This is a genomic window from Micromonospora sp. WMMD710 (assembly GCF_029626045.1).
In the GTDB taxonomy this organism is placed as follows: Bacteria; Actinomycetota; Actinomycetes; order Mycobacteriales; family Micromonosporaceae; genus Micromonospora.
In genome coordinates this window covers 3,531,649-3,555,381 of sequence record NZ_JARUBD010000001.1, presented here as the reverse complement: position 1 = coordinate 3,555,381, position 23,733 = coordinate 3,531,649, and the positions used below count along the sequence as shown (strand labels likewise).

General features: G+C 74.1%; 18 protein-coding genes. 12 read left to right on the top strand and 6 right to left on the bottom strand.

The genetic code is table 11. The annotated features are described in order from the left end of the window. Positions 1-5 precede the first annotated feature (5 nt). Positions 6-3,806: a hypothetical protein gene (locus O7620_RS16290; RefSeq protein WP_278123682.1), complete on the bottom strand. Its 3,801-nt coding sequence runs from the start codon at positions 3,804-3,806 to the stop codon at positions 6-8. A gap of 161 nt (positions 3,807-3,967) precedes the next feature. After that, positions 3,968-4,777, bottom strand: coding sequence for a DNA-formamidopyrimidine glycosylase family protein (locus tag O7620_RS16285; protein WP_278123681.1), 810 nt, complete (start codon positions 4,775-4,777; stop codon positions 3,968-3,970). A gap of 109 nt (positions 4,778-4,886) precedes the next feature. Between O7620_RS16285 and O7620_RS16280 the strand changes: the two genes are divergently transcribed. Continuing rightward, positions 4,887-6,152 (top strand): hypothetical protein, encoded by a 1,266-nt coding sequence (locus O7620_RS16280; RefSeq protein ID WP_278123680.1) that lies wholly within the window; start codon positions 4,887-4,889, stop codon positions 6,150-6,152. A gap of 25 nt (positions 6,153-6,177) precedes the next feature. On the opposite strand, the gene O7620_RS16275 is transcribed toward O7620_RS16280, so the two are convergent. Genes O7620_RS16275 through O7620_RS16265 form a run of 3 tightly spaced genes read right to left on the bottom strand, consistent with a single transcriptional unit; the run spans position 6,178 to position 7,753 of the window. Continuing rightward, positions 6,178-6,420, bottom strand: coding sequence for a CPCC family cysteine-rich protein (locus O7620_RS16275; RefSeq protein ID WP_225854764.1), 243 nt, complete (start codon positions 6,418-6,420; stop codon positions 6,178-6,180). A gap of 25 nt (positions 6,421-6,445) precedes the next feature. After that, entirely contained in the window at positions 6,446-7,246 is an 801-nt protein-coding gene (locus O7620_RS16270; RefSeq protein WP_151492444.1) for an SAM-dependent chlorinase/fluorinase, read from the bottom strand. Positions 7,247-7,255: 9 nt separating this feature from the next. After that, positions 7,256-7,753 (bottom strand): GNAT family N-acetyltransferase, encoded by a 498-nt coding sequence (locus O7620_RS16265; RefSeq protein WP_278123679.1) that lies wholly within the window; start codon positions 7,751-7,753, stop codon positions 7,256-7,258. A 147-nt stretch (positions 7,754-7,900) separates the two neighbouring features. Between O7620_RS16265 and O7620_RS16260 the strand changes: the two genes are divergently transcribed. Then, positions 7,901-8,488: a hypothetical protein gene (locus O7620_RS16260; RefSeq protein WP_192580456.1), complete on the top strand. Its 588-nt coding sequence runs from the start codon at positions 7,901-7,903 to the stop codon at positions 8,486-8,488. Between the two features lie 175 nt (positions 8,489-8,663). Here O7620_RS16260 and O7620_RS16255 read toward each other — a convergent pair whose 3' ends face one another. Next, positions 8,664-13,331 carry an ATP-dependent helicase gene (locus O7620_RS16255; protein ID WP_278123678.1) on the bottom strand — a complete coding sequence of 1,556 codons (4,668 nt, stop codon included), beginning with the start codon at positions 13,329-13,331 and terminating at the stop codon, positions 8,664-8,666. A 177-nt stretch (positions 13,332-13,508) separates the two neighbouring features. Here O7620_RS16255 and O7620_RS16250 point away from each other — a divergent pair, with 177 nt between their 5' ends. The 10 genes from O7620_RS16250 (at position 13,509) to O7620_RS16205 (ending at position 23,716) form a co-directional block, all read left to right on the top strand. After that, positions 13,509-13,895, top strand: a complete 387-nt coding sequence (locus O7620_RS16250) for a hypothetical protein (RefSeq protein ID WP_151491596.1) — start codon at positions 13,509-13,511, stop codon at positions 13,893-13,895. Positions 13,896-14,033: 138 nt separating this feature from the next. After that, positions 14,034-16,868 carry a Na+/H+ antiporter subunit A gene (locus tag O7620_RS16245; RefSeq protein ID WP_278123677.1) on the top strand — a complete coding sequence of 945 codons (2,835 nt, stop codon included), beginning with the start codon at positions 14,034-14,036 and terminating at the stop codon, positions 16,866-16,868. After that, positions 16,865-17,344, top strand: a complete 480-nt coding sequence (locus O7620_RS16240) for a Na(+)/H(+) antiporter subunit C (protein ID WP_278123676.1) — start codon at positions 16,865-16,867, stop codon at positions 17,342-17,344. Before O7620_RS16245 ends, O7620_RS16240 begins: the two co-directional genes overlap by 4 nt. Further along, complete coding sequence (locus tag O7620_RS16235; RefSeq protein ID WP_278123675.1) at positions 17,344-18,849, top strand: Na+/H+ antiporter subunit D; 1,506 nt, start codon at positions 17,344-17,346, stop codon at positions 18,847-18,849. Before O7620_RS16240 ends, O7620_RS16235 begins: the two co-directional genes overlap by 1 nt. Then, complete coding sequence (locus tag O7620_RS16230) at positions 18,846-19,460, top strand: Na+/H+ antiporter subunit E (RefSeq protein ID WP_278123674.1); 615 nt, start codon at positions 18,846-18,848, stop codon at positions 19,458-19,460. Before O7620_RS16235 ends, O7620_RS16230 begins: the two co-directional genes overlap by 4 nt. Further along, positions 19,457-19,720, top strand: a complete 264-nt coding sequence (locus O7620_RS16225) for a monovalent cation/H+ antiporter complex subunit F (RefSeq protein WP_278123673.1) — start codon at positions 19,457-19,459, stop codon at positions 19,718-19,720. The genes O7620_RS16230 and O7620_RS16225 overlap by 4 nt, the downstream gene beginning before the upstream one ends. Beyond that, entirely contained in the window at positions 19,720-20,079 is a 360-nt protein-coding gene (gene mnhG, locus O7620_RS16220) for a monovalent cation/H(+) antiporter subunit G (RefSeq protein ID WP_278127033.1), read from the top strand. Before O7620_RS16225 ends, mnhG begins: the two co-directional genes overlap by 1 nt. 181 nt (positions 20,080-20,260) lie before the next feature. Next, complete coding sequence (locus O7620_RS16215) at positions 20,261-21,616, top strand: hemolysin family protein (protein WP_278123672.1); 1,356 nt, start codon at positions 20,261-20,263, stop codon at positions 21,614-21,616. After that, complete coding sequence (locus O7620_RS16210) at positions 21,613-22,677, top strand: hemolysin family protein (RefSeq protein WP_151491590.1); 1,065 nt, start codon at positions 21,613-21,615, stop codon at positions 22,675-22,677. The genes O7620_RS16215 and O7620_RS16210 overlap by 4 nt, the downstream gene beginning before the upstream one ends. Positions 22,678-22,786: 109 nt before the next feature. Beyond that, a complete protein-coding gene (locus O7620_RS16205) occupies positions 22,787-23,716 on the top strand; it encodes a sporulation protein (RefSeq protein ID WP_151491589.1) in 930 nt (309 codons plus the stop codon). The last annotated feature ends 17 nt before the right edge of the window (positions 23,717-23,733 follow it).

Here is a 23,733-nt window from a genome sequence, read left to right as displayed (position 1 = left end):
GCCGGTCACGGCGGTGTCGTGACGGAGACCGGCCCGGTGTACGGCGAGCTGCCCACCACGTTGAATGACCGGATCCGGTAGTGGTAGGTCACGCCCCGGGCCAGCCCCGTGTTGGTGAAACCGCTACCGGTCACCGTGAACGTGGCCACCTCCCGGTCGAACGCCGGGTCCAGCGCCCGCTGCACGATGAACCCGGAGCCGGAGCCGGAGCCGGAGCCGGAGCCGGAGCCGGAGCCGGAGCCGGAGCTGGCGGTCGTGCCCGGCCCCCAGCCGAGGATCACCGTGGCCGTGTCCGGCCCCGGCGCGCTGGCGGTGACGCTGACCTCGATCGGGGTGCCCGGCACGGCCGGGGTGGTCACCGCTGCCACCGTCGACCACGCCGACGCGGCGCCCAGGTACGTGGTCCGGACCCGGTAGTAGTACGTGGTCTCCGGTGCGACCGCGATGTCCAGGTGACTGTTGCCGACCCCGATCGCCGTCGTGCCGGGGCCACTGGTGAAGGTGGGATTGGTGGCCCGTTGCACGTCGATGCCGGTGGCGAAGGAACGGTTCGTCCAGCGCAGGGCCACCCGTAGCGGCGCGGCCGGAGGGATCACGGCGACCATGCCGACCGGGGCGGGCAGGTGCACGGACGCGGGCACGCTGTTCGACCAGGACGAGTAGCTGACCGCGTTCTCCGCCCTGATCCGGTAGTGGTAGGTCACGCCGGGGGTCACCGTCGCATCGGTGTAACGGGTCGCGGTCGCCGCGACGGTGATGGTGGTGACCTCACCACCGAACGTCGCGTCGGTGGCCCGTTGCAGCACGTGGCTGGTGGCGGGCGGACGGCCGCCGTTGCCGGTCCAGGCCAGCGCGATCGCCGGCAGCGCGGTGGCCGAGCCGGGCACCGGTGTGGCGGTCAGCCCGGTCGGTGCCTTGGGGGCCACCCGCAGCACCAACGGCCGGCTCATCCCCAGGTCGCGGTGGGCGGCGAGCCGGCTGTGCCAGCGGTACTCCCAGCCCAGGTTGACGAGCTGGTTGACCACCACCGCCGGCCGCCCGTCGGCGGGGCTGACCGGTGCCGAGCCGGTCCGGATCCCGGCAGGGCGGCCCGGGTCGAGCAGCCGGACGCTGTCGCCCAGCTTGAACGGCAGCGTCGGGGCGACCGGGCGCACCGCCACCACCACGTCCTCGCGGGGATTGACCCGGACGATGTCCTTCCAACCCAGCTCGGCACCGTGGGGGGCGCGCACCGTGCCGTCCCAGCCGACCCGGTTGACCACCTGCACGTCGCAGCCGCCGAAGCACAGCGGCTCGGTCTGTCGGACGTTGCCGCTGATCCGCCACAGCTGCGTGCCGTCGGTCGGCGCGCCGACCGGCACGGCCGGGTCGGCCGCGAAGAGCACCTCGGTCACCGGGTCGGTCGGGCCGAGGGGGAGCGTCGCCGGGGTGAGTGGCCCGGCGTGCGGGTGCCCGACGCCGAGTCGACCCGCCAGCCGGCCGTGGTCGGGCTCGAAGACCTGCTGAGCGGCCTTCACCTCGACGGGCAGGGTCACCGGGCCGGCCGCGCCCGCCGGGGTGAAGGTCACCGTGTCCGCGTGCACCGGCACCGTCGTCTCCCGTGTCGTCCGGGTGCCGAACGCCTCGTCGTACGCCGGCTGCGGAACGACCGGCGGGCGTTGGCTGGCCGCGTAGGCCACGGGCAGCCGCTCCCGCAGCCGGGCCAGGTCGTACGGTGGCTCCGGCGCCCCGGTGACCCGGAACTGGAGCAGGGTACGGGTGTTCGGACCGTACCCCAGCTCGGTGGGCGGCGGCCCGCCCTCGGCGGTCCGGTCGGTGGCGTCGGCGTGCTGGTCGTAACGCGGATCGAACCCGGGCAACGGGGTGGGCGCGTCGTTGTACAGGATCAGCGTGCTGCCCGCCGGGACGGCGGCGAAGTCGACCAGCACGTCGGCTCGTTCGCCCGGGGCGAGCAGCAGGGTGTGCCCGTCGACGTTCAGCACGGTCGGGTCGAGCCGGTCGTACCGGAAGCCGACCGGTCGGTTCGGCAGCACCACCGGGGCGGGCAGCAGGCCGCCCTCGTTCCCGATCTGGACGAACGCCGGCCCGGCCGCACGAGGGTCCGGCACCCCGCCGTCACGCCCGTCGGTCGGCCAGCCCGCCGGCCGGTCCGCCGCCCGCACGGCGGCCACCATCGGCACCTCGCCAGCCTCCGCGTCGGCCAGAACACCGTCGTCGGTCCACATCGGCCCGTCCGAGCAGGCCCGGTAGAGCTGAAGGTTGACGCTGCGGTCCAGGCAGGCGTTGAGGATCCGGAACCGGTACACGCGGGGCCGCACCTCCAGGTATGGGTAGGCGACACCGTTGACCAGCGGAGTGTCGCCGTACGCCTCGGGCACCGCGGACGGGTGCGGCACGTCAGGCCGAAGGGGCGGCTCGTCCGGCGCGCCCACCGGGTCGTGCAGCGGGTTGGGCACGGCCCCGGCCGGGATGGCCGTGTTTCCGACGCCGCCCGGGGCCGGGTCACGGGACCAGGGGCCGTAGTCCCACCGCCCGGTCGGGTTGCGCCCACCGGGGCGGTACGGGTCCTGTCGCGGCTGGTAGACGTGGGGGTGCCAGAGGCTGCCCCGGGCGCCCCAGCGTTCCCGGTCCCAGGTCGGATCCTCGGCGGCGAGCTGGGTGTCGTCCGGCACGAACGTCTTGTCCTCGATGACCAGCGGCACCTGCTCGGCCGGCAGCACCCCGTCGGCCACGAGCTGCTCCTCGGCCGGGTCGGTGAGCAGGTAGAGCGCGAGCTGCCCACCGTAGACGGTGAGCCGGGCCAGGCCGAGGGTGTTGTCGTGGAACCACAGCAGACGCCCGCTCTGCTCGTTCGGGTAGTACAGCGTGGTGGCGCCCGCACCGGGCGGCGGCATGTCCGGCACGTGGGTCAGGCCCGTGCCGGTCGGGTACGGGGTGATCTCCGCGGCCGGGGTGATCCACTGCCCCGGATTGCCGGCGCTGGTCCAGCCGGTCCGAGCCCCGGCCAGGTGTAGCACCGCCCGGTTCTGCGGGTACGGCGCGGGGCCGCCCAACGGGCCCGGACCCGCTCCGTCGACCGTGTCGTCGACCGGGAGGAACAACTCGCCGGCCCGGCCGGTGGGCAGCTGATTGATGAACTTCACCCGGACCGGCCGGCCCCGCCGGGCGAGGATCACCGGGCCGAGGTGCCAGGGCCGCTCCGGCGGCGCGACGGTGTTGTGCCCCGACGCGTCGGTGCCGAGGTTGAGCTGCCGGTAGCCGCGCAGCCGGGTGGCCGGGAGGTCCCGGTGCAGGCGTTGGGCGTACTCCTGCAGGCCGATCTCGTAGTAGTCGCAGCCCGGATAGCTGATCGTGTCCGCGACGGCCACCGGCAGGTACGCGCCGAGTCCGGTGCCCGCCACGGGCGGTGCGGTCTGGCCCGGGACGGGCGGTGCGGTCTGGCCCGGGACGGGCGGTGCGGTCTGGCCCGGGACGGGCGGTGCGGTCTGGCCCGGGACGGGCGGTGCGGTCTGGCCCGGGACGGGCAGCGCGTCGATGAACTTGCGCAGCCCGGTCCCGGGCACCAGCCGGCCGTCGGCGTCCCGCACAGGGCGCGGGCTGTACGCGAAGTTCGGCACCGGGCCGAAACAGCGGGGCACGACGGCCGGGTCCAGGCTGGTCGTCGGTGCGGCGACCTCCTCGGTGGTCCGGACGACCTCCTCGGTGGTCCGCGCGGCCGGCACCACGGACGCCACCCGGCCGTTGCCGTCGCTGTCCTGGGCGGTGCGCTCGAAGAAGGTGGAGCGGAGTCTGCGGAAGATCGCCATGACTCTCCCCGGGTCGGTGCACCGGGTCGCCACCCCGGCGTGGCGACCCTGGTGCTCTGCTGACGGTCGGTGAGCACTCAACCGCAGCATGCGACTCCGACGGCCAGATAGGAATTACCCAATCGTCCGTATCTGGGATGACCTCGGTCGGTGCGGGGCGGTCAGCCGGGTGACGGGGCGTCCGGGTGTTCCGGCTGGCAGACCGGGCACCAGTAGGTGACGCGTTCGCCCAGCTCCTGCTTGCGGATCGTGGTGCCGCAGCGGCGGCAGGGCTGGGCGCGGCGGCCGTACACGTAGCTGGTCTGGCCCCGGTGCAGCGAGCCGGTGCTGCTCTGCGTCCACCGACCCCGGTTGGCCGCGAGCAGCCGCTGCGCGAGCGACACCATGCCGGTCAGGTCGGGCACCGCGCCGACCGGTGTCCACGGGGACACGCCACGCAGGAACAGCACCTCGCACTTGTAGAGATTGCCCACGCCGGCCAGCGCGCGCTGGTCGAGCAGCGCCTCGCCGATGGTCTGCTCCGGGTCGGCGCCGAGCCGGCGCACCGCCTCGGCCGGATCCCAGTCGGGGCCGAGCAGGTCGGGGCCGAGGTGACCCACCAGGCGGTCCTCCTCAGCGGTCGGCACCAGCGCCAGCTCGTGCAGGTGGTAGCCGACCGCCACCGCGCCGGGGCTGCGCAGCACCACCCGGATCAGGTGGGCCGGGCGGCCGCTCCACCGTTCGCCCGGCGCGTACGCCCGCCAGGCGCCGTCCATCCGCAGATGCGAGTGCAGGGTCCAGTCCGCCCCATCCGGTGCGGTGAGGCGCAGCAGCAGGTGCTTGCCCCGGCTCGCCGACTCGCGGACCGTCCAGCCCGTGAGGTCGGTGGTCGCCAACTGCGGCACCCGGAAGTCGCTGTCGGTGATCCTCGAGCCGGCCAGCGCGCGGTGCAGCACGCGCGCGGTGTTCCAGACGGTGTCACCCTCGGGCATCCCACCATCCTCCCTCTTTCGAGCAGGATTCGCATGTGTCGCTATTTGTACACCGGTTCCTCATGATCTCCTGACATGCGAGGATCAGGGGGTTCTGAGGAGAATGCCGATGTCAAGGCCGCATTGTCGTACCCGATCCCTCTCCCTCGTCACCACCCTCACCCTCGCCCTCACCGCCACGCTCCTGCCCGCCACCAGCCACGTCCCGGGCGCACCCGCCGCCGGCGGCCCGCTCACCCTCACCGCCGCCGCACCGGCCGGCGAACGGTGGAACGTCGACCTGTCCGTCGTCGACCGCGACGACGTCAACGTCCGGCGCACCGTCGCCGGGCTGCGGCTGCGTGAGGGCCGATCCGCCGGGCGCAGCCCCCGCAGCCCGCACAGCGCGGTCGCGGAGGGGATGCTGCTGAGCGCTCCCCGGACCCTCAGCCGGCCGGCAACCCGCATCCGCGCGAAGGTCGACGCCGACGTACCGGCGGGTGCCACCGCCGAGGCCCAGGTCCGTGGCTGGCGGGTCAGCGGCTGGACCGAGTGGCGGGCCGCGACCGCCGGCGCGGTCTTCGACCGCCCGGTGAGCCGGGTGCAGAGCCGGGTGGTGCTCACCGCGCCCACCGGCGGCGCCACCGCGACGGTACGCGGCGTCCAGCTCACCGCCGACGCCACCGCCGCCGTCTCCGCGGCCACTCCGGGCCTCACCTACCGGGTGTACGCCACCCGCATCGGGCTGGTCGGCAACCTGACCGCCAACGGTCGCACCGTGCAGCCCCGGGACCACTTCGTGGCACTACCGTCGCGGCGCGGCCTGTCCCCGCTCAACAGCGGCGACTACACCGTCCGGGTCTGCACCACCACCGGTTCGCGCTGCGAGTACGCCCCCGTCTGGGACGTCGGACCGTGGAACACCCGCGACGACTACTGGAACCCGTCGGCGGTGCGGGAGAACTGGAAGAACCTGCCGCAGGGCCGACCCGAGGCGCAGGCCGCCTACCAGTCCGGCTACAACGGCGGGCGGGACCAGTTCGGCCGGACCGTGCTCAACCCGGCCGGCATCGACCTGGCCGACGGCACCTTCTGGGACGGCCTCCAGCTCACCACCAACGCCTGGGTGGACGTCGCCTACCTGTGGACCGGTGGCGGGCCGCGTGGCGTGGTCGGCGACGGGCCGCTCAACATCCGCACCGGGGCCAGCACGTCGTACCCGATCCGTGGCCTCGCCGCCCGGTTCGCCAACGTGCCGATCCAGTGCTACGTCACCGGCCAGTCGGTGGCCGGCCCCTACCGCACCACCACCCGCTGGAACCGGCTGGCCACCGGCCAGTACGTCAGCCACGCGTACATCTCCGGCGTGTACGGCGGCAGCGTGCCGGTCTGCTGACCCGTGCCCGCCCCGCCGGGTGCCGTCAGGGGCGCTCGTCGGGGCGGGCCGGGCGCACCATGTCCTGGTAGCGCGGGTGGCTGGCACCGTAGACGGCGTAGTTGAGCCGGGCGTGCGACAGACTCAGGTCGCCGTTGGGGCCGCCCCGGACGGCGTCGGCGTCGGCGTCGGTCTGACCGTCGTCGGTCCAGAAGCAGACCGGGCAGGTCCCCCCGCCGGTTCGGGATGCACAGCACGGACAGCCCACGGGAACTACGTGTTCACCCACCGGGGCAGCATTCCACAGTCGAATATCAGCGGGAAACCCGCAGGACGTCACCCGGGGCCACCCGAAGGAGGTCCACCGCCCGCCCGCCGTTCACGGCGACCGCGACCAGATCCGCCGAGTCGACGTACACCACCAGGCCACCGGCCGGGGCGTCGCCGAAGGTCCGCCCCCGGACGGCCGGCCGGGCCGGTGCCACCCCCGGCGGACCGACCCGCACCGTCGTCGGCAGCGGGTCGAGCAGGTGCGCCGGCGCGGCCAGCTGAACGTTGCCGAAATGGTCCACGGTCGACACCTCGGCGGTGAAGCCGTCGTCGTCCGAGGTCAGCGTCGGCGCCGGCAGCCGGACCAGACCGGCCGGATCCACCGGTGGCCCCGCCTCGCCCAGTGGCGCGCCGAGCGCCAGCCGGGCCGCGACCGGCGCGAACACGTCCCGCCCGTGGAAGGTGCCGGACACCCGGCGGGCCAGCCAGCGCGGCTCGGTCAGCTCCACCGCGGCGGTCACCCCGCCGAGCGCGGCGGCGGCATCCGGCAGCAGCCCGTTGTCCGGACCGACCAGCAGCCCACCCGGGGTGGCCAGCGCGACGCCCCGCCGGGCGGTGCCCACCCCCGGGTCGACCACCGCCACGTGCACACCCACCGGCAGGTACGGCACCGTCTGCGCCAGCACCGCCGCGCCCCGCCGCACGTCCGCCGGTGGCACCAGGTGGGTCACGTCGATGACCCGGGCCGCCGGCGCGATCCGGGCGATCACCCCGTGGCACGCGGCCACGAAACCGTCGGTGAGGCCGTAGTCGGTGGTCAGCGAAATCCAGGGCGTGACGGACATGCCCGCAGGCTAACCCTCCGCGTCGGTGCGCAGCTCCAGGACGAGTTCGTCGTGCAGGGGGATGCCGTCCTCGCCCACCAGGGGGATCTCCGGTTTGAGTCGGCGGGCACGGTCCACCGCTCCCCGGTCGACGTGCACCAGCCGCATGCCGCGTCGCTGGTAGAACCGCAACGCCCGCAGGTTGTCGTTCGAGGTGATCAGCCACACCCGGGCCAGGCCCGCCCCGGTCGCGGTCGCGGTCGCCGCCGCCAGCAGGGCCGTGCTGGCGCCGCCGCCGGGCGCGGCCGCGACCAGGGTGACCACCTCCAGGCCGTCGCCGTCGACGCGGTAGGTCAGCGCGCCGACCACCGCCGCGGTGGCGTCGAGCGCCACCAGGGTCGGCAGGGTACGCACGTCGTGCCGGGTGTCGTGGGCGACCACATACGGGCCACCCCACTCGCGCTCGTGCAGCGCGTCGATCGCCGTCCGCTCGGCGGGCCGCGCCGGCCGCACCTCGAACCCGCCCACGTTCGGCCCCCCGCCTCTCGCCGCGCCTGCTCCGCCAGCCCTGGAACGTACCGTCGCCGCACGGCCGACCCGTGGTGGCGGATATGGGACAGCGCGGTGGCCGACCGGCCCCTCCCGCCGCCGGGTGCGGTTGGGCACACTGCCCAGGTGACACTTCGGAGCCTGCCCGTCCTCGGGGTCCTGCTGGTCGCCGTCGCCGTCACCGCCGGCTGCGGCGATGACGACGCCGACCCGCCGAACGCGGCGCCCATCGCGTCGTCGGTCTCGGCCCCGGCGGCGACCGGCCTTCCGAGCGCGCCGATGCCCTCGGCGGCCCCGTCCAGCTCCGGCGCCGTGGCAACGCCACCCGCCCCGCCGTCCGTGGCGCCGCAGGGGCCCACCGAACGCCGGCCGGCCAGCCCGCCGCCGGTGGTGCTGCCCCGACGTCCGGCCGGCGCGCCCGGCGCCACCCAGGTCGTCAACGCGTTCAGGGACGCCGGCCTGAAGGTGCCGCACCCGAAGGACCGCTCGGTCGACTGTGGCCCGGACGGGCTCGGCCTGGGCTGCTCCGAGCTCATCTCGACCGACGCCGTCACGGTGTACGTGTTCCCCGACGAGATCAGCGCCAGCGACATCGCGGAGACCTGGGGCGGCCAGTCGTACCGGCGCGGTGCGGTGGTCCTCAACTACCTCGACGCGAAGACCCCGGCCGCCGAGCGGCCCCGCTACGAGAAGGTCCTCAACGGCCTCGGCTGAACCCGGTCCGATGAGTGATGCCGGTGAGTCATCTTGATGACGCACAGGCATCACTCATCAGATGAGGTGCGCCCGACGCGACATTGCCGGGCCGGCGCTGGCCGGGAGCGCCGGGGGCGGGGCGCGCTGGGGGCGGGGCGCGCTGGGGCCGGGCGCGCTGGGGCCGGAGCGCGGGTCAGCCGCGCAGGCGTAGGCCGCGTGGGGTGGCCCGGAAGCCGGCGGCGGTCAGCGCGTCGCGCAGCGGTGAGGAGTGCACCGCCTCGCCGTCGGCCCGCTCCACCGACATCGCGCCCAACGCTCCGGAGTGGACGGCGTCGGCGAGCGCCTTGCCGGCCGCGGCGAGCGTGTCCGTGTCGTCGGTGAAGGAGAGCAGCGTCCGGCCGCCGCGCTCCACGTAGAGCACCAGGTCGCCGCCGACCTGCACCACCAGCGCGCCCGCCTTGCGGCCGGCCCGGTGCCCGGTCGCCGGGGCGGCCCCGTCGCCGGAGTCGACCACCCGGTCCGGCCAGGGCAGCGCCGCGCCGTACGGGTTGGCCGGGTCGGTGGCGGCGAGCACCGTGGCCGGGGTACCGCGGCCCCGGGCACCGTCGGCCGGCTCGGCCAGGGCGCGCAGGCGGTCCACCGCGCCGGGGACCGCGAACTGCGCCGCGCCGAGCCCCTCGACGAAGTAGCCCCGGCGGGCCGCGCCGCGTTCCTCCAGCGCCGACAGCACCGGGTAGACCGCCGCGAACCCGCCGACCACCTGTTCGGCCATGACCGCGCCGCGGGTGACCACCCCGTGCCGCTCCAGCAGCACGTCGGCGAGAGCGGCGGCCCGCCGGGTCGGGTCGAGGTCCCGATCCGGCAGACGCGACCAGCGCCCGGCGACCGTCGGCGGGCCACCCCGGGTGGGCAGCGCCACCCGGCCCGGCCGCCGGTACCGGGTGCGGGGTGCGGACGGCCGGGAGCGGTGCGCGCCGCCAGCGCCGAGCACCGCGCGCAGCGGGGCGAGGGTGTCGTTGGTGAGGTGACCGGCCCAGACCAGGTCCCAGATGACGCCGGTCAGGGCGGCGTCGTCGGTCGAGCCCACCCGGTCGGCCAGCGGCCGGAAGAACAGCGCCTGCCCGTCGCCGAGCGCGTCGAGGACCGCGTCGTGCAGCGGAGTGCGGGTCAGCGCGTCGTCCGGCGGTGGGAGCAGCAACGGCGCGGCATCCGCGTACGCCAGGGTGACCCATCCGTCGCCGCCGGAGATCGCCCCCGACCCGGCCCACAGCACCTCCCCGCTGGCGCACAGCTCGTCGAGCTGTGCGGGGGAGTAGTCGGCGACCCGGCCGGGCAGCACCAGCCGTTCCAGGGCGGACGCCGGCACCGCCGCGCCCTGCAACTGCTCCACGGTGGCGGCGAGCGCCTCGACGCCCCGGGCCGACGAGCCGACCTGCTGCCAGCGGGGCAGGAACGTGGCCAACGCCCGGGGTGGCACCGGCTCGATCTCCCGGCGCAGCGCCGCGAGCGAGCGGCGACGCAGCATCCGCAGCACCTCGGCGTCGCACCACTGGGCGCCGGCGGAATCCGGGGTGAACTCCCCGGAGACCACCCGGCCGGTGGCGGCGAGACGGCGCAGCGCCTGCTCGACGACGAACACACCGAGCCCGAAGCGGGCCGCGCAACTCGCCGCCGCGAACGGCCCGTGCGTGCGGGCGTAACGGGCCACCAGGTCACCCAGGGGGTCGGCCACCGGCGCGAGGTACGCCTCGGCCACCCCGACCGGCAGCGCCACGCCGAGCGCGTCACGCAGCCGGGCGGCGTCCTCGACACCCACCCAGCGCTGCTCGCCGGCGATCCGCACCCGCAGTGCCCGTCGGCTGGCCTCCAGCTCGGTCAGCCAGGTCTCGGGCACACCCCGCTCGGTCAGCTCGGCGTCACTCAGGTCGCCGAGCACCCGCAGCAGCTCGACCACGTCCTCCGCGTCGCGGGGACGGCGCTGCTCGGTCAGCCAGCGCAACTGCCGCTCGGTCTCGGTGAGCACCGCAGGGTCGAGCAACTCGCGCAGGTCGACGCGGCCGAGCAGCTCGCCGAGGAGCGTGGAGTCCAGGGCGAGCGCGGCGGCGCGGCGCTCGGCGAGCGGGGCGTCGCCCTCGTAGAGGAACGCGCCGACGTAACCGAAGAGCAGCGACCGGGCGAACGGGGACGGGGCGCTGGTCTCCACCTCGACCAGCCGGACCTTGCGGGTGGCCAGGTCACGCATCAGCCCGGCCAGCGCCGGCTGGTCGAAGACATCCTGGAGGCATTCCCGGGCGGCCTCCAGGGTGACCGGGAAGTCCGCGTACTCGCGGGCCACGTCGAGCAGTTGCGCGGCGCGTTGCCGCTGCTGCCACAGCGGCTGGCGGCGGCGCGGGTCGCGGCGGGGCAGCAGCAGCGACCGGGCGGCGCACTCGCGAAAGCGCGCGGCGAAGAGCGCGGACGTGCCGACCGACTCCTCGACCAGTTGGGTGATCTCGTCGGGCTCGAAGACCACCACGTCGGCGCCGGGCGGTTCGTCGGCGGTGTCCGGCAGACGTACCACGATGCCGTCGTCGGAGGGCATCACCTGGGCGTCCACCCCGTACCGTTCGGCGAGCCGGCGGCCCACCGCGAGGGCCCACGGCCCGTTGACCCGCGCGCCGAGGACGCTGTGCACGGCGAGCCGCCAGTCGCCCAGCTCGTCGCGGAACCGCTCGACCACGATCGTTCGGTCGTCGGGCAGTGAGCGGGTGGCCTCCCGCTGGTCACGCAGGTACGCCATGAGGTTGCCGGCGGCCCAGTCGTCCAGCCCGCCGGACCGCAGCGCGGCCAGTGCCGCCTCGTCGCTCTGCCGCAGCAGACCGCGCACCCGGGCGCCGATGGCCCGACCCAGCTCCACGGGACGGCCCAGTTGGTCGCCCTTCCAGAACGGCATCCGCGCGGCCTGCCCGGGGGCCGGCGAGACCAGCACCCGGTCGGGGGTGATCTCCTCGATGCGCCACGAGGACGAGCCGAGCAGGAAGACGTCGCCGACCCGCGACTCGTAGACCATCTCCTCGTCCAGCTCGCCGACCCGGGCGGCCCGCTCGGCGCCGGCGAGGAACACTCCGAACAGCCCCCGGTCCGGGATGGTGCCGCCGCTGGTCACCGCGAGCCGTTGCGCGCCGGGGCGGCCGGTGAGCAGGTCGGCGGCCCGGTCCCAGACCAGCCGGGGGCGCAGCTCGGCGAACGCGGTGGACGGGTAGCGGCCGGAGAGCATGTCCAGGACGGCGTGCAGGGCGGAGTCGGGCAGCTCGGCGAAGGGCGCGGCCCGGCGGACCAGCACGGCCACGTCGCCGACCCGCCACGGCTCCAGCGCCACCATGGCGACGATCTGCTGGGCCAGCACGTCCAGCGGGTTGCGCGGGTAGTGCAGCTCCTCGATCGCGCCGTCGGTCATCCGCTCGGCGACCACCGCGCAGGAGAGCAGGTCACCGCGGTGCTTGGGGAAGACCACGCCGCGGGAGACCGCGCCCACCTGGTGCCCGGCGCGGCCGACCCGTTGCAGCCCGGCGGCCACGCTCGGCGGCGCCTCGATCTGCACCACCAGGTCGACCGCGCCCATGTCGATGCCCAGCTCCAGGCTGGAGGTGGCCACCACGGCCGGGAGCTGGCCGGACTTGAGCGCCTCCTCGATGTGCTTGCGCTCCTCGCGGGAGACGCTGCCGTGGTGGGCGCGGGCGATCACCGGCGCCGCGCCGGTGGCCGCACCGGACTGGGCCATCACCTCGGCCGGCGGACGGTTGCGCACCGGCCCCGCCGGGCCACCCCACCGCTGCGCGCCGGACGCCGGGCCGCCGTCACCCGCCGGGTCGTCGCCAGGCGACAACCCGTCCGGTACGCCGACCGCGTCGCCATCCGGCGCGGCGGCCACCTCCTCGGCGGCCAGCTCGTTGAGCCGCGCGCAGAGGCGTTCGGCGCTGCGGCGGGAGTTGGTGAAGACGATGGTGGAGCGGTGTTGGCCGATCAGCGTGAAGACGCGTTCCTCCACCGCCGGCCAGATCGAGGCGCGGCGTGGGCCGGGGCCGCCGAGGTCGTCCTCGGGTGGCTGCTCCTGCTCGTCGAGGCGGGTCATGTCCTCCACGGGGACCTGCACGCTGACCTCGATGGTCTTCGGCGTGGCCGGCTGCACGACGTCGACCGGGTGGGCGCCGCCGAGGAACCGGGCGCAGGCGTCGATCGGCCGGACGGTGGCGGAAAGACCGATCCGCTGCGCCGGGGCGGGCAGCAGCTCGTCGAGGCGTTCCAGCGAGAGGGCGAGGTGGGCGCCGCGTTTGCTGCCGGCCACCGCGTGCACCTCGTCGACGATCACCGTCTGGACGCCGCGCAGCGAATCCCGCGCCGCGGAGGTGAGCAGCAGGAACAGCGACTCGGGCGTGGTGATGAGGATGTCCGGTGGGGTGCGGGCGAAGGCCCGTCGTTCGTCGGCCGGGGTGTCGCCGGTGCGCATGCCGACGGTGATCTCGGGTGGGGCGACGCCGAGCCGGGTGGCCGCCTGCCGGATGCCGGCCAGCGGGGCGCGCAGGTTGCGCTCCACGTCGACGGCGAGGGCCTTGAGCGGGCTGACGTAGAGCACCCGGCAGCGCTGTCGGGCCTCGGCCGGTGCCGGCTCGCGGGCCAGCCGGTCCAGTGACCAGAGGAACGCCGCGAGCGTCTTGCCGGAGCCGGTGGGCGCCACGACGAGGGCGTTGCGGCCGGCGGCGACGGACCGCCAGGCGCCGGTCTGGGCGGCGGTGGGGGCGGCGAAGGCGGCGTCGAACCAGGCGCGGGTGGCCGGGCCGAACCCGTCGAGCACGCCGGCCGTATCTTCGTCTGCCCCGGTCACCGCTCCATCGTGCTCCTCCGGTACGACAACCACGAACAGGCCAGGGTGTAATGTGTCCGGCCGTATGGCATAAGCACGAGATGCGTGCTTAATACGTTAAGTCTCACTTAACTGCTTGCTTGTGAGGAGCAACATAAAGTAACTTCACTCGCAACGCGAGCAGGTGGGAGGGATCGGATGGCCGGCGAGCAGCGGAACGTCGAACCCGGCACCGATGTGCTGATCCGCAAGGTCGACAGCCACCTCGCCACGCTCCGCGGCGGCCTGCACGGTCCCGAGCTGGAGCTCGCCGAACGACTCGCCCGCTGCCTGCGGGAGCTGGTCGTCTCCACCGCACAGGCCAGCGCCGCCGACCGCGGCCAGGTCCGTGCCGCCGTCCACTACTTCGTGTTGCGTCGGGAGAGCCGCGGCCGCCTGCTCTCGGTGCGGTCGCTGACCGCCGCGGAGCGGGTGGTCGACAAGGTCGCCCGCCAGCTCGGTCGGGTCGACCTGCTGGCCGAGCTGCACCGCGACCGCGCCGCCCTCGACGACGCGCTGCCCATCGGCGACGCCCTGCTGCGCTGACGGCCCCGGGCCACAGGCACCTCCCGACGACCACCGGGCGAATTCCGGCAAAACGGCCCGGCGGGCGACGAACTGTCGTCTGATCGCTGTCAGGCGCCACCGCTGCACGGGCGTCGGCCACCTCGATCGGGAGCGCGGGTGCTGGTACTGCTCATCCTCCACCTCGTGGCGGCCCTCGCCGCGCCGCTGCTCGTCCGGTGGTGGGGCACCCGCGCGTGCTACCCGTTGGCGTTGGCGCCGGCCGCCGCGTTCTGCTGGGCGGTGGCCCGCACCCCGGCCGTCGACGACGGCGGCACGGTGGTCGAGACGTACCCGTGGATCGGGCAGTTGGGCCTCGACATCGCGTTACGGCTCACCACCCTGTCCTGGCTGATGACCCTGCTGATCGGCGGCGTCGGCGCGCTGATCCTGGTCTACAGCGCCCGCTACTTCGACACCGGCTCGCCCGGGTTGGCCCAGTACGCCGCCGTGCTGGTGGCGTTCGCCGGCGCGATGCTCCTCCTGGTCCTCGCCGACGACCTGCTGCTGCTCTACGTCGGCTGGGAGCTGACCACGATCTTCTCGTACCTGCTGATCGGGCACAGCACCGAGCGGCGCTCCAGCCGGTGGGCGGCGGCGCAGGCGCTGACCGTCACCACGCTCGGCGGGCTGTCCATGCTGGTCGGGTTCATCCTGCTCGGCGAGCACGCCGGCAGCTACCGCTGGTCGCAGATCGCCGCCCAGCCGCTGCCCGGTGGCGGTTACCTGATCACGGCGGTGCTGCTGATCCTGGCCGGCGCGCTGTCCAAGTCGGCGGTGCTGCCGTTCAACTCCTGGCTGCCGGTCGCGATGGCGGCGCCCACCCCGGTGAGCGCGTACCTGCACGCCGCCGCCATGGTCAAGGCCGGCGTCTACCTGCTCGGGCTGCTCGCGCCGGCGCTCGCCACGGTCGGACCGTGGCGGCCCGTCGTGCAGGTCGCCGGCCTGGCCACCATGCTGCTCGGCGGCTGGGCGGCGCTGCGGCAGACCGACCTGAAGCTGCTGCTGGCGTACGGCACGGTGAGTCAGCTCGGTCTGCTGGTGGCGGTGACCGGGTCCGGCACCCCGGACGCGGCCCTGGCCGGCGTCGCGATGCTGCTGGCGCACGCGCTGTTCAAGGCGGCGCTGTTCCTGGTCGTCGGGATCATCGATCACGGCGCCGGCACCCGCGATCTGCGCGAGTTGTCCGGGCTGCGGCACTGGTCCCGGCCGCTGTTCGTGGTCGCCGTGCTGGCCGCCGCGTCGATGGCCGGTGTGCCGCCGCTCGTCGGTTTCGTGGCCAAGGAGGCGGTGTTCGCGGCGTTCCTCGACCAGCCGGTGCTCCTCGCCGGCTTCGTCGCCGGGACGGTGCTCACCGTGGCGTACAGCGCCCGTTTCCTGTGGGGGGCGTTCAGTGACCGGTCGGGCGTGGAACCGGTGCACCCGCACCGGATCGCCGGTCCGATGCTCGCCCCGCCGGCCGTGCTGGCCGCTGTCGGGCTGCTCGCCGGCCCGGCCGCCGGCGGGTTGGACGGCCTGCTGCGCCCGTACGCCGACCTGCTCGGCCGGGTCGACGCGCACCTGGCGCTCTGGCCCGGACCGACGCCGGCGCTCGGCCTGTCCGTGCTGGCGCTCGTCGGCGGTGGTCTGCTCTTCGCCGCGCGCGGACCGCTCGCCCCGGTGCTGGCGCGGCTCCGCTCACCGGTGAGGGGCAGCCAGGGGTACGAGTGGGTCGTGGGCCGGTTCGACCGGCTGGCCATCGAGGTGACCGGGGCGACGCAGCGCGGCTCCCTGCCGCAGTACCTGGGCATCATCCTGGTCACCCTCGTGCTGCTGCCCGGTGGGGCGATGCTCGCCGCCAGTCCGTGGCGGGCCCGGATCCCGCTCTGGGACAGCCCGCTGCAACCGGTGGTCGTCGTGGTGATCGCGGTGGCGGCGGTGCTGGCGGTCGGCGCCCGACGCCGGCTGACCGCGATGCTGCTGGTGGGGATGACCGGCTACGGCACCGCCATGCTGTTCGTCCTGCACGGCGCGCCCGATCTGGCGCTCACCCAGTTCCTGGTGGAGACCGCGACGATCGCCGTCTTCGTGCTGGTGCTGCGCCGCCTGCCGGAGCGGTTCTCGGCCCGGCCGCTGCGGCGCAGCCGGTGGACCCGCCGGGCGATCGGGGTCGCGGTGGGTGTGGTGGCCGCCGGGCTGTCGCTGGTCGCCGCCGGCGCCCGCCGGGCGCCGGACATCTCCGCCGTCTTCCCGGATCTGGCGGTGGTCCAGGGGTACGGCCGCAACGTGGTCAACGTGACCCTGGTCGACATCCGGGCCTGGGACACGATGGGCGAGATCGCCGTGCTGGTGGTGGCCGCGACCGGGGTCGCCAGTCTGATCTTCGAGCGGTCCCGCACCGGGCCACGACCGCGCCGGCCCGAGTCGGACTGGCGGGTGAACAGGCCGGGCCGGCCGGTGTGGCTGCGCGGCGGGCCGACCCTCTACGAGGAGCGCCGCTCGATCGTGCTGGAGGTGGTCATCCGGCTGATCTTCCACACCGTGGTGCTGTTCTCCCTGTTCCTGCTCTTCTCCGGGCACAACGCGCCGGGCGGCGGCTTCGCCGGTGGTCTGGTCGCGGGTCTCGCCCTGGCGGTCCGCTACCTGGCCGGTGGCCGGTACGAGCTGACCGAGGCGGCCCCGGTCGGTGCCGGTGTGGTCCTCGGCGCGGGGCTGGCCGTGTCGGTGGGCTTCGGCCTGGTGGCGCTGCTGCTGAGCGGGCAGGTGCTGGAGAGCGCGAAGGTCGAGCGGCCGCTGCCGCTGATCGGCGACGCGTACCTGGTCACCTCGATCTTCTTCGACATCGGCGTGTACCTGGTCGTGGTCGGGCTGGTGCTGGACATCCTGCGCAGTCTCGGCGCCGAGGTGGACCGGCACATCGAGGCCACCGGGGCCGCCGAGGGCGGACTGACCGTCGACAAGGGGGAGCGCGCGTGACCGAGGAGGGTGCTGGACCCACGCTGATCCTGGTGCTCGCGGTCGCGGTGCTGGTCGGCTGCGGGGTGATCCTGCTGCTGGAGCGCAGCCTGACCCGGATCCTGCTCGGCGTGATCCTGCTCGGCAACGGGGTGAATCTGCTGATCCTGCTGGGTGGCCGTTCCGGTGGGGCGCCGATCGTCGGCACCGGCCCGGTCGACGAGATGAGCGACCCGCTGCCGCAGGCCATGGTGCTGACCGCCATCGTGATCACGTTCGGGTTGACCGCGTTCCTGCTCGCCGTGGCGTACCGCAGCTGGTATCTCAGCGGTGACGACGAGGTGCCCGACGACCTGGAGGACCGGCAGATCATCCGTCGGGCCGGCCGCAACGAGGTGGGGGCCGTCGACCTCGGCGGGGAGGGCCCGGACGGCGACCCGGAGCAGGTGGATCCCGAACCTGCCCGCCGCCGGCTGCGGCGTGGGGACGAGGCGTGATGGGTACGCTGCTGCCGCTGCCCGTGGTGGTGCCGCTGCTCGGTGCGGCGCTGACCCTGCTGCTGGCCACGCAACCCCGGATCCAGCGCGCGGTCAGCGTGCTCTGCCTGACCGGCACCTTCACCGTCGCGGTGCTGCTGCTGGTGCAGGCGTACCGGTACGGGCCGGTGGTGATGGTCGTGGGCGGCTGGCCGGCGCCGGTCGGCATCGTGCTGGTCGCCGACCAGCTCGCGGCGTTGATGCTGGTGGTCTCGTCGGCGGTGACCCTCTGCGTGCTGCTGTACTCGATCGGCCAGGGCCGCAGCGAGACGGGCGAGACCACGCCGGTGGTCATCTTCCACCCGACGTACCTGGTGCTCACCGCCGGTGTCACCAACGCGTTCCTCGCCGGTGACCTGTTCAACCTGTTCGTCGGCTTCGAGATCCTGCTGGTGGCGAGTTTCGTGCTGATCACCCTGGGCGGCACCGAGACCCGGATCCGGACCGGGTCGACGTACGTGGTGGTCAGCATCCTCTCCTCGATGATCTTCCTGACCGCGGTGGGGCTGGTGTACGGGGCCACCGGCACGCTCAACCTCGCCCAGCTCGCCCAGCGCCTGGACGCCCTGCCGGACAGGGTGCGGCTGGCCCTGCAACTGATGCTGCTGCTCGCCTTCGCCATCAAGGCGGCGGTCTTCCCGCTGTCGGCCTGGTTGCCGGACAGCTACCCGACGGCACCGGCCCCGGTCACCGCCGTGTTCGCCGGCCTGCTCACCAAGGTGGGTGTCTACGCGATCATCCGTACCGAGACGCTGCTCTTTCCCGGTGGGCAGGTGGACGGTCTGCTGATGGTCGTGGCGGGGCTGACCATGATGGTCGGCATCCTCGGCGCGGTGGCCCAGTCGGATTTGAAGCGGCTCTTCTCGTTCACCCTGGTCAGCCACATCGGCTACATGATCTTCGGGGTGGCGTTGAGCACCGCCGCCGGGCTCTCCGGGGCGATCTTCTACGTGGTGCACCACATCACCATCCAGACCACGTTGTTCCTGGTCGCGGGTCTGGTCGAGGAACGGGCCGGCAGCACCGACCTGCGCCGCATCGGCGGGCTGGCGCGGGTGGCGCCGCTGCTCGGCGTGCTGTTCTTCGTACCGGCGATGAATCTCGCCGGGGTGCCGCCGTTCTCCGGATTCCTCGGCAAGCTCGGGCTGCTCCAGGCCGGTGTGGCGGCCGGTGGGGCGCTGCCCGCCGTGCTGGTCGCCGCCGGCACGTTGACCAGCCTGCTCACCCTCTACGTCGCCTCCCGGGTGTGGAACATCGCCTTCTGGCGGGCGCCCCGGCTGGCCACCGCCGAACCCGTCGTCCAGCTTCCCCGGCTGATGGTCGGGGCCACCATCGCCCTGGTCGCGTTCGGGCTGGCGCTGACCGTGCTGGCGGGTCCGCTGTTCGACGTCACCGCCGACGCCGCCACCGACCTGCTGTCGCGTACGCCGTACGTGCGGGCTGTCCTGCCCGACGGTGCGCCGTGACCGGCCCGGGCGACGGCGACCCGCAGACCGCCGGCGAGCAGTCCGCCTCCCGACGTGGCCGGTTCGGGCGCTGGCGCGACCAGGCGGTGGCGCTCGGCTGGCTGGTGCTGGTCTGGAACCTGCTCTGGGGCGACATCAATTGGGCGAATCTGGTGAGTGGCCTGCTGGTGGGCAGCGCGGTGCTGGTGTTCTTCCCGTTGCCGGCGGTCACCTTCGGGGGCCGGCTGCGGCCCCGGGCGATGCTGGCGTTCGCGGGCCGCTTCGCCGTCGAGCTGGTCAGCGCGAGCCTGCACGTCGCCCGGATCGCCGTGCAGCCCGGCTACCGGCCGCGCGGGGCGATCATCGCGGTCCAGCTGCGGGTCCGTACGGACCTGAACCTGGCGCTCACCGCCGAGGCGGTCTCGCTGGTGCCCGGCACGCTGATCCTCGAGGTGGACCGGGAGTCCGCGACGCTCTACCTGCACGTGCTGGACACCCACGGGCCGCCGGATCTGGCCGCGGCCCGGGACCGCACGCTCGCCGTCGAGCGGCGGATCGTCCGGGCGGTGGGCTCCGCCGCCGAGTTGCGCCGGGTCGAGACCGACCCCGCCGAGAAGGGAACCTCCCCGTGATCACGTTCCTCGCCGTCGTCCTCACCGCCCTGCTGTCGGTGACCGCGCTGCTGGCGCTGGCCCGGCTCTACCGGGGCCCGTCGCTGCTGGACCGGGTCATCGCCGCGGACATGCTGCTCGCCACCATGGTCGGCGCGGTCGGCGCGGAGGCGGCGGTCAACCGGCACGCCACCACGCTGCCGGTGCTCGTGGTGCTCTCCCTGCTGGGGTTCGTCGGCTCGGTGTCGCTGGTCCGCTTCGCCGTCCGGGAGCAGGCGTGATCGCGACGGTCGCGGACTGGCTCGGCGCCGCCTGCCTGGTCACCGGCGCGCTGCTCGGCCTGGCCGCCGCGATTGGCGTGCTGCGCTTCCCGGACGCCCTGTCCCGGATGCACGCGGCCACCAAACCGCAGGTGCTCGGGGTGCTCCTGCTGCTGATCGGCATCGCCCTGCGGCTGCGCTCCGGAGCCGACCTCGGCATGATCGCGCTGGTGGCGGTGTTCCAGCTGGCCACCGCACCGGTCGCGGCACAGATGATCGGCCGGGCCGCGTACCGGTCCGGCCGGCTGAACCGGGACCTGCTCGACGCCGACGAGCTGGCCGAACGCGGGTCGGGCGGCGGTGCGGCGGGGCCGGCCTGACGGCGGTCGGCACGGATGAACGGGACGATCGGACGCCTTCTGCCCACCCCCAGCGGAGTCCCAGCCAGCGCCGATAAAATGACGGCATGATCGACTCTTCTGCCCAGGAGGGCAGCAGTAGCCAGCCGGGTCGTGCCCGGCATCTTCCCGTTCCGACGACCCCGGGAGCCCTGAGCGACCCGTGTTGATCGTCGTCGGTCTCCTTCTGATCATCGTGCTCACCGCCGCCACCGGCTACTTCGTGGCGCAGGAGTTCGGCTACGTCGCCGTCGACCGGGGCAAGCTCCGCCAGCTCGCCGACGACGGCGACGAGGCAGCCGCCCGCGCGCTGACCGTCACCAGCCGGCTCTCCTTCATGCTCTCCGGCGCCCAGCTGGGCATCACCGTCACCGCCCTGCTGGTCGGTTACGTGGCCGAGCCGTACCTCGGCGGTGGTCTCGCCGAGCTGTTCGGCGTGGCCGGCGTCGGCGAATCGGTCAGCCTGCCGCTGTCGGTGGCACTGGCCCTGATCCTCGCCACCGTGGTCCAGATGGTCCTCGGTGAGCTGGCCCCGAAGAACCTGGCCATCGCGCGGGCCGAGCGGGTGGCCCGGGCGCTGAGCCGGTCCACCCTCATCTACCTCGCCGTCGCCGGGCCGGTGATCCGGCTCTTCGACCGGGCGTCGGTACGGCTGCTGCGCCGCATCGGCATCGAACCGATCGAGGAACTGCCCAGCGGGGCCACCCCCGCCGACCTGGAGCAGATCATCGCCGAGTCCCGCGAGGAGGGCAGCCTCGACGCCGAGATGTCCACGCTGCTCGACCGGGGGCTCGACTTCCGTGAACTCACCGCCGGCGAGGCCATGGTGCCCCGGGTCGACGTGCACACCGTACGGGCGCACGAGCCGGTGAGCCGGGTGGTCGAGTTCCTGGACACCGGCCACTCCCGGTTCCCGGTCCGCGGTGCGGAGGGCGTCGACGACCTGATCGGCATCGTCGGCATCGCCGACGTGCTCGGCGTACCCCCGGGCGAGCGGGCCACCACCCCGGTGAGCGCGGTGGCGGGGCCGCCGCTGCTGGTGCCGGAGACGTTGCCGCTGCCCACCGTGCTTGACCGGCTGCGGTCCGGGCACCGGCAGATGGCGTGCGTGGTCGACGAGTACGGCGGCTTCGCCGGCGTGATCACGCTGGAGGACATCGCCGAGGAGCTGGTCGGCCCGATCCGCGACGAGGACGACCCGCCGGAGCGGGCACCCGCCCGGCAGGACGACGGGTCGTGGGTCGTGCCGGCCCGCTGGCGGATCGACGAGGTCGCCGACAGCACCGGTATCGCGTTGCCCGAGGCCCCGGAGTACGACACTCTCTCCGGTCTGGTGATGCGGGAGTTGGGCCGGGTGCCGGAGGTCGGTGACCGGCTGGAGATCAGGCTGTTGCCCGAGGGCGCCGACGCCGACGACGGCGAGGCGGAGCCCCGCGCGCTGGTCGAGGTGCTGGCCGTGGACCGGCACGTCGCCGACTCGGTACGGCTGGCGCTGAGCAGGCCGGAGGCCGCCGCATGAGCCCCGGCATCGCGCTGTTCAGCTCGGTGATCCTGCTGGCGCTGAACGGGTTCTTCGTGGCCGCCGAGTTCGCCCTGGTGGCCAGCAAGCGGTACCGCCTGGAGCAGGCGGCGGCGAGCGGCGGGCGGGCGGCCCGCGCGGCGCTGGACGGTGTCCGCGAGCTGTCGCTGATGTTGGCCGGCGCGCAGCTCGGCATCACCCTGTGCACCCTGGGGCTCGGCGCGCTGGCCGAGCCGGCCATCGAGCATCTGATCAGCCCGCTGCTGCACGCGGTGGGTCTGCCGGACGCGCCCAGCCATCTGATCGCCCTGCTCTTCGCCCTCGGGCTGGTCACCTTCCTGCACCTGGTGGTGGGGGAGATGGCACCGAAGTCGTGGGCGATCACCGACGCCGAACGCTCGGCGACGCTGCTCGCGTTGCCGTTCCGCGCCTTCGCGCGGGTGTCCCGGCCGGTGCTGTCCGCGCTCAACGCGCTGGCCAACGCGATCCTGCGGTTGTTCGGGGTCAACCAGCAGGACCAGCTCGCCCAGGTGCACGGCCCGGACGAGCTGCGGATCCTGCTGGAGCAGTCCCGTGAGCACGGACTGCTCGGCGCCGAGCAGCACCAGTTGCTGACCAGCATGCTGGAGCTGCAGGGCACGTCGGTGGCACAGGTGATGGAACCGTTCGCCACCATGGTGACCGTCCGCCGCGACGACCCGGCCCAGCGGATCGAGGAGGTCAGCCGGGACAGCGGGCGCTCCCGGCTGGCGGTGCTGGACGAGGCGGGCGACGTCTGCGGTCTGGTGCACGTCCGGGAGGCGGTGCGGGTGGTCACCACCGGTCGCGTCGCCACCGCCGCGGAGCTGATGACGCCCGCGTTCACCCTGCCCGCGACGTCCTCGGTCACCGAGGCGGTGGCGGCGATGCGGGCCCGGCAGTCACAGCTCGCGCTGGTGCGCAACGGCGGCGGCCCGGCCCGGCCGATCGGGTTCGTGGCGCTGGAGGACCTGCTGGAAGAGGTCATCGGCGAGTTCGACGACGAAACCGACACGGTCCCGCGCGGGCGGCGACTCCGCTGAGGCACCGACCCGGCCGTGCCTCGGCACGGCCGGGTCAGCCGGCGGGCTTGAGGTGACCGCCACCGGGTAGGCGCGCCTGCGGGGCCTCGGCCCGGAAGGGGGGCGCGCGGTGCGGCTGACCGGGGTGTCGCGGGAGTCCGGCTGGACCGGGCTGTCCGTGCAGACCACGCTTCCCAACCCGAGCACCCGTCCGGGCCTGCGCCTGCCGGGGCGGGTGACCCTGGCCGCCGGGCCGGAGGACGTGCTCGTACGCCACATCCGGCTGGGCCTGGTCACGACTCTCGAACCGGACGACCCGGGCGCGCCGCGGCGTCTGGTGCAGTTCCACCAGGTGCCCATCGCCGGCCGGTTCGTCGTGCCGGCGGGCCGCCGGCGGGCGGTGGACTTCGCGATGCCGCTGCCGTGGGAGACCCCGCTGACCACGTTCGGCGGGGTGCCCCTGCTGAGTCTGCGGATGGGACTGCGGACCGAGGTGTCCGTCGACCCGGATCTGGACCAGGGGGCCATGGTGCCGGTCTTCGTGCATCCGGTCCCCACCCAGCAGCACGTGCTGGCGGCGCTGGACACGCTGGGCTTCATGATTCGTCAGGCGGGTTTGCAGGAGGGTGGCCTGCCCGGCGTGGAGCACACCCTGCCGTTGAACCAGCGGTGGGGGTACTGGGTGGGGCCGCTGTACGCGGGGCCGATCACCGAGCTGGAGCTGATCTTCGTGACCAACTCGGCGGGCCTGGAGGCGATCCTGTGGATGGATCGCCGGCTGGCGCTGGCCGGGATCACGCACCAGAGCATCAGCCGGTTCCGGATCTGGCACGAGGATGCCGATCGGCGGGACTGGGTCGCCACCGTGGACGGCTGGATCCGCCAGGCGATCAACCGGCACGCCGCCGCGGCCGCGCACGCCGACTGGTCCGCGCAGATCGCCGGGTCGGCCCACGTCAGCCGCCATCCCGACCAGCCGATCCGACCGGGTTACGGCCTGGGCGGCACCGCCGGCAGCGCCGGCGTAGGAGGCGGCGGCTCCGGTGGCGACGGCACCTAAAACCCCCATGCCCGCCC

Excerpts from the sequence above, each read along its gene's own strand:
- O7620_RS16290 (WP_278123682.1), bottom strand. The coding sequence starts at position 3,806 with ATGGCGATCTTCCGCAGACTCCGCTCCACCTTCTTCGAGCGCACCGCC.
- O7620_RS16285 (WP_278123681.1), bottom strand. The coding sequence starts at position 4,777 with ATGCCCGAGGGTGACACCGTCTGGAACACCGCGCGCGTGCTGCACCGC.
- O7620_RS16280 (WP_278123680.1), top strand. The coding sequence starts at position 4,887 with ATGTCAAGGCCGCATTGTCGTACCCGATCCCTCTCCCTCGTCACCACC.
- O7620_RS16270 (WP_151492444.1), bottom strand. The coding sequence starts at position 7,246 with ATGTCCGTCACGCCCTGGATTTCGCTGACCACCGACTACGGCCTCACC.
- O7620_RS16250 (WP_151491596.1), top strand. The coding sequence starts at position 13,509 with ATGGCCGGCGAGCAGCGGAACGTCGAACCCGGCACCGATGTGCTGATC.
- O7620_RS16235 (WP_278123675.1), top strand. The coding sequence starts at position 17,344 with ATGGGTACGCTGCTGCCGCTGCCCGTGGTGGTGCCGCTGCTCGGTGCG.
- O7620_RS16210 (WP_151491590.1), top strand. The coding sequence starts at position 21,613 with ATGAGCCCCGGCATCGCGCTGTTCAGCTCGGTGATCCTGCTGGCGCTG.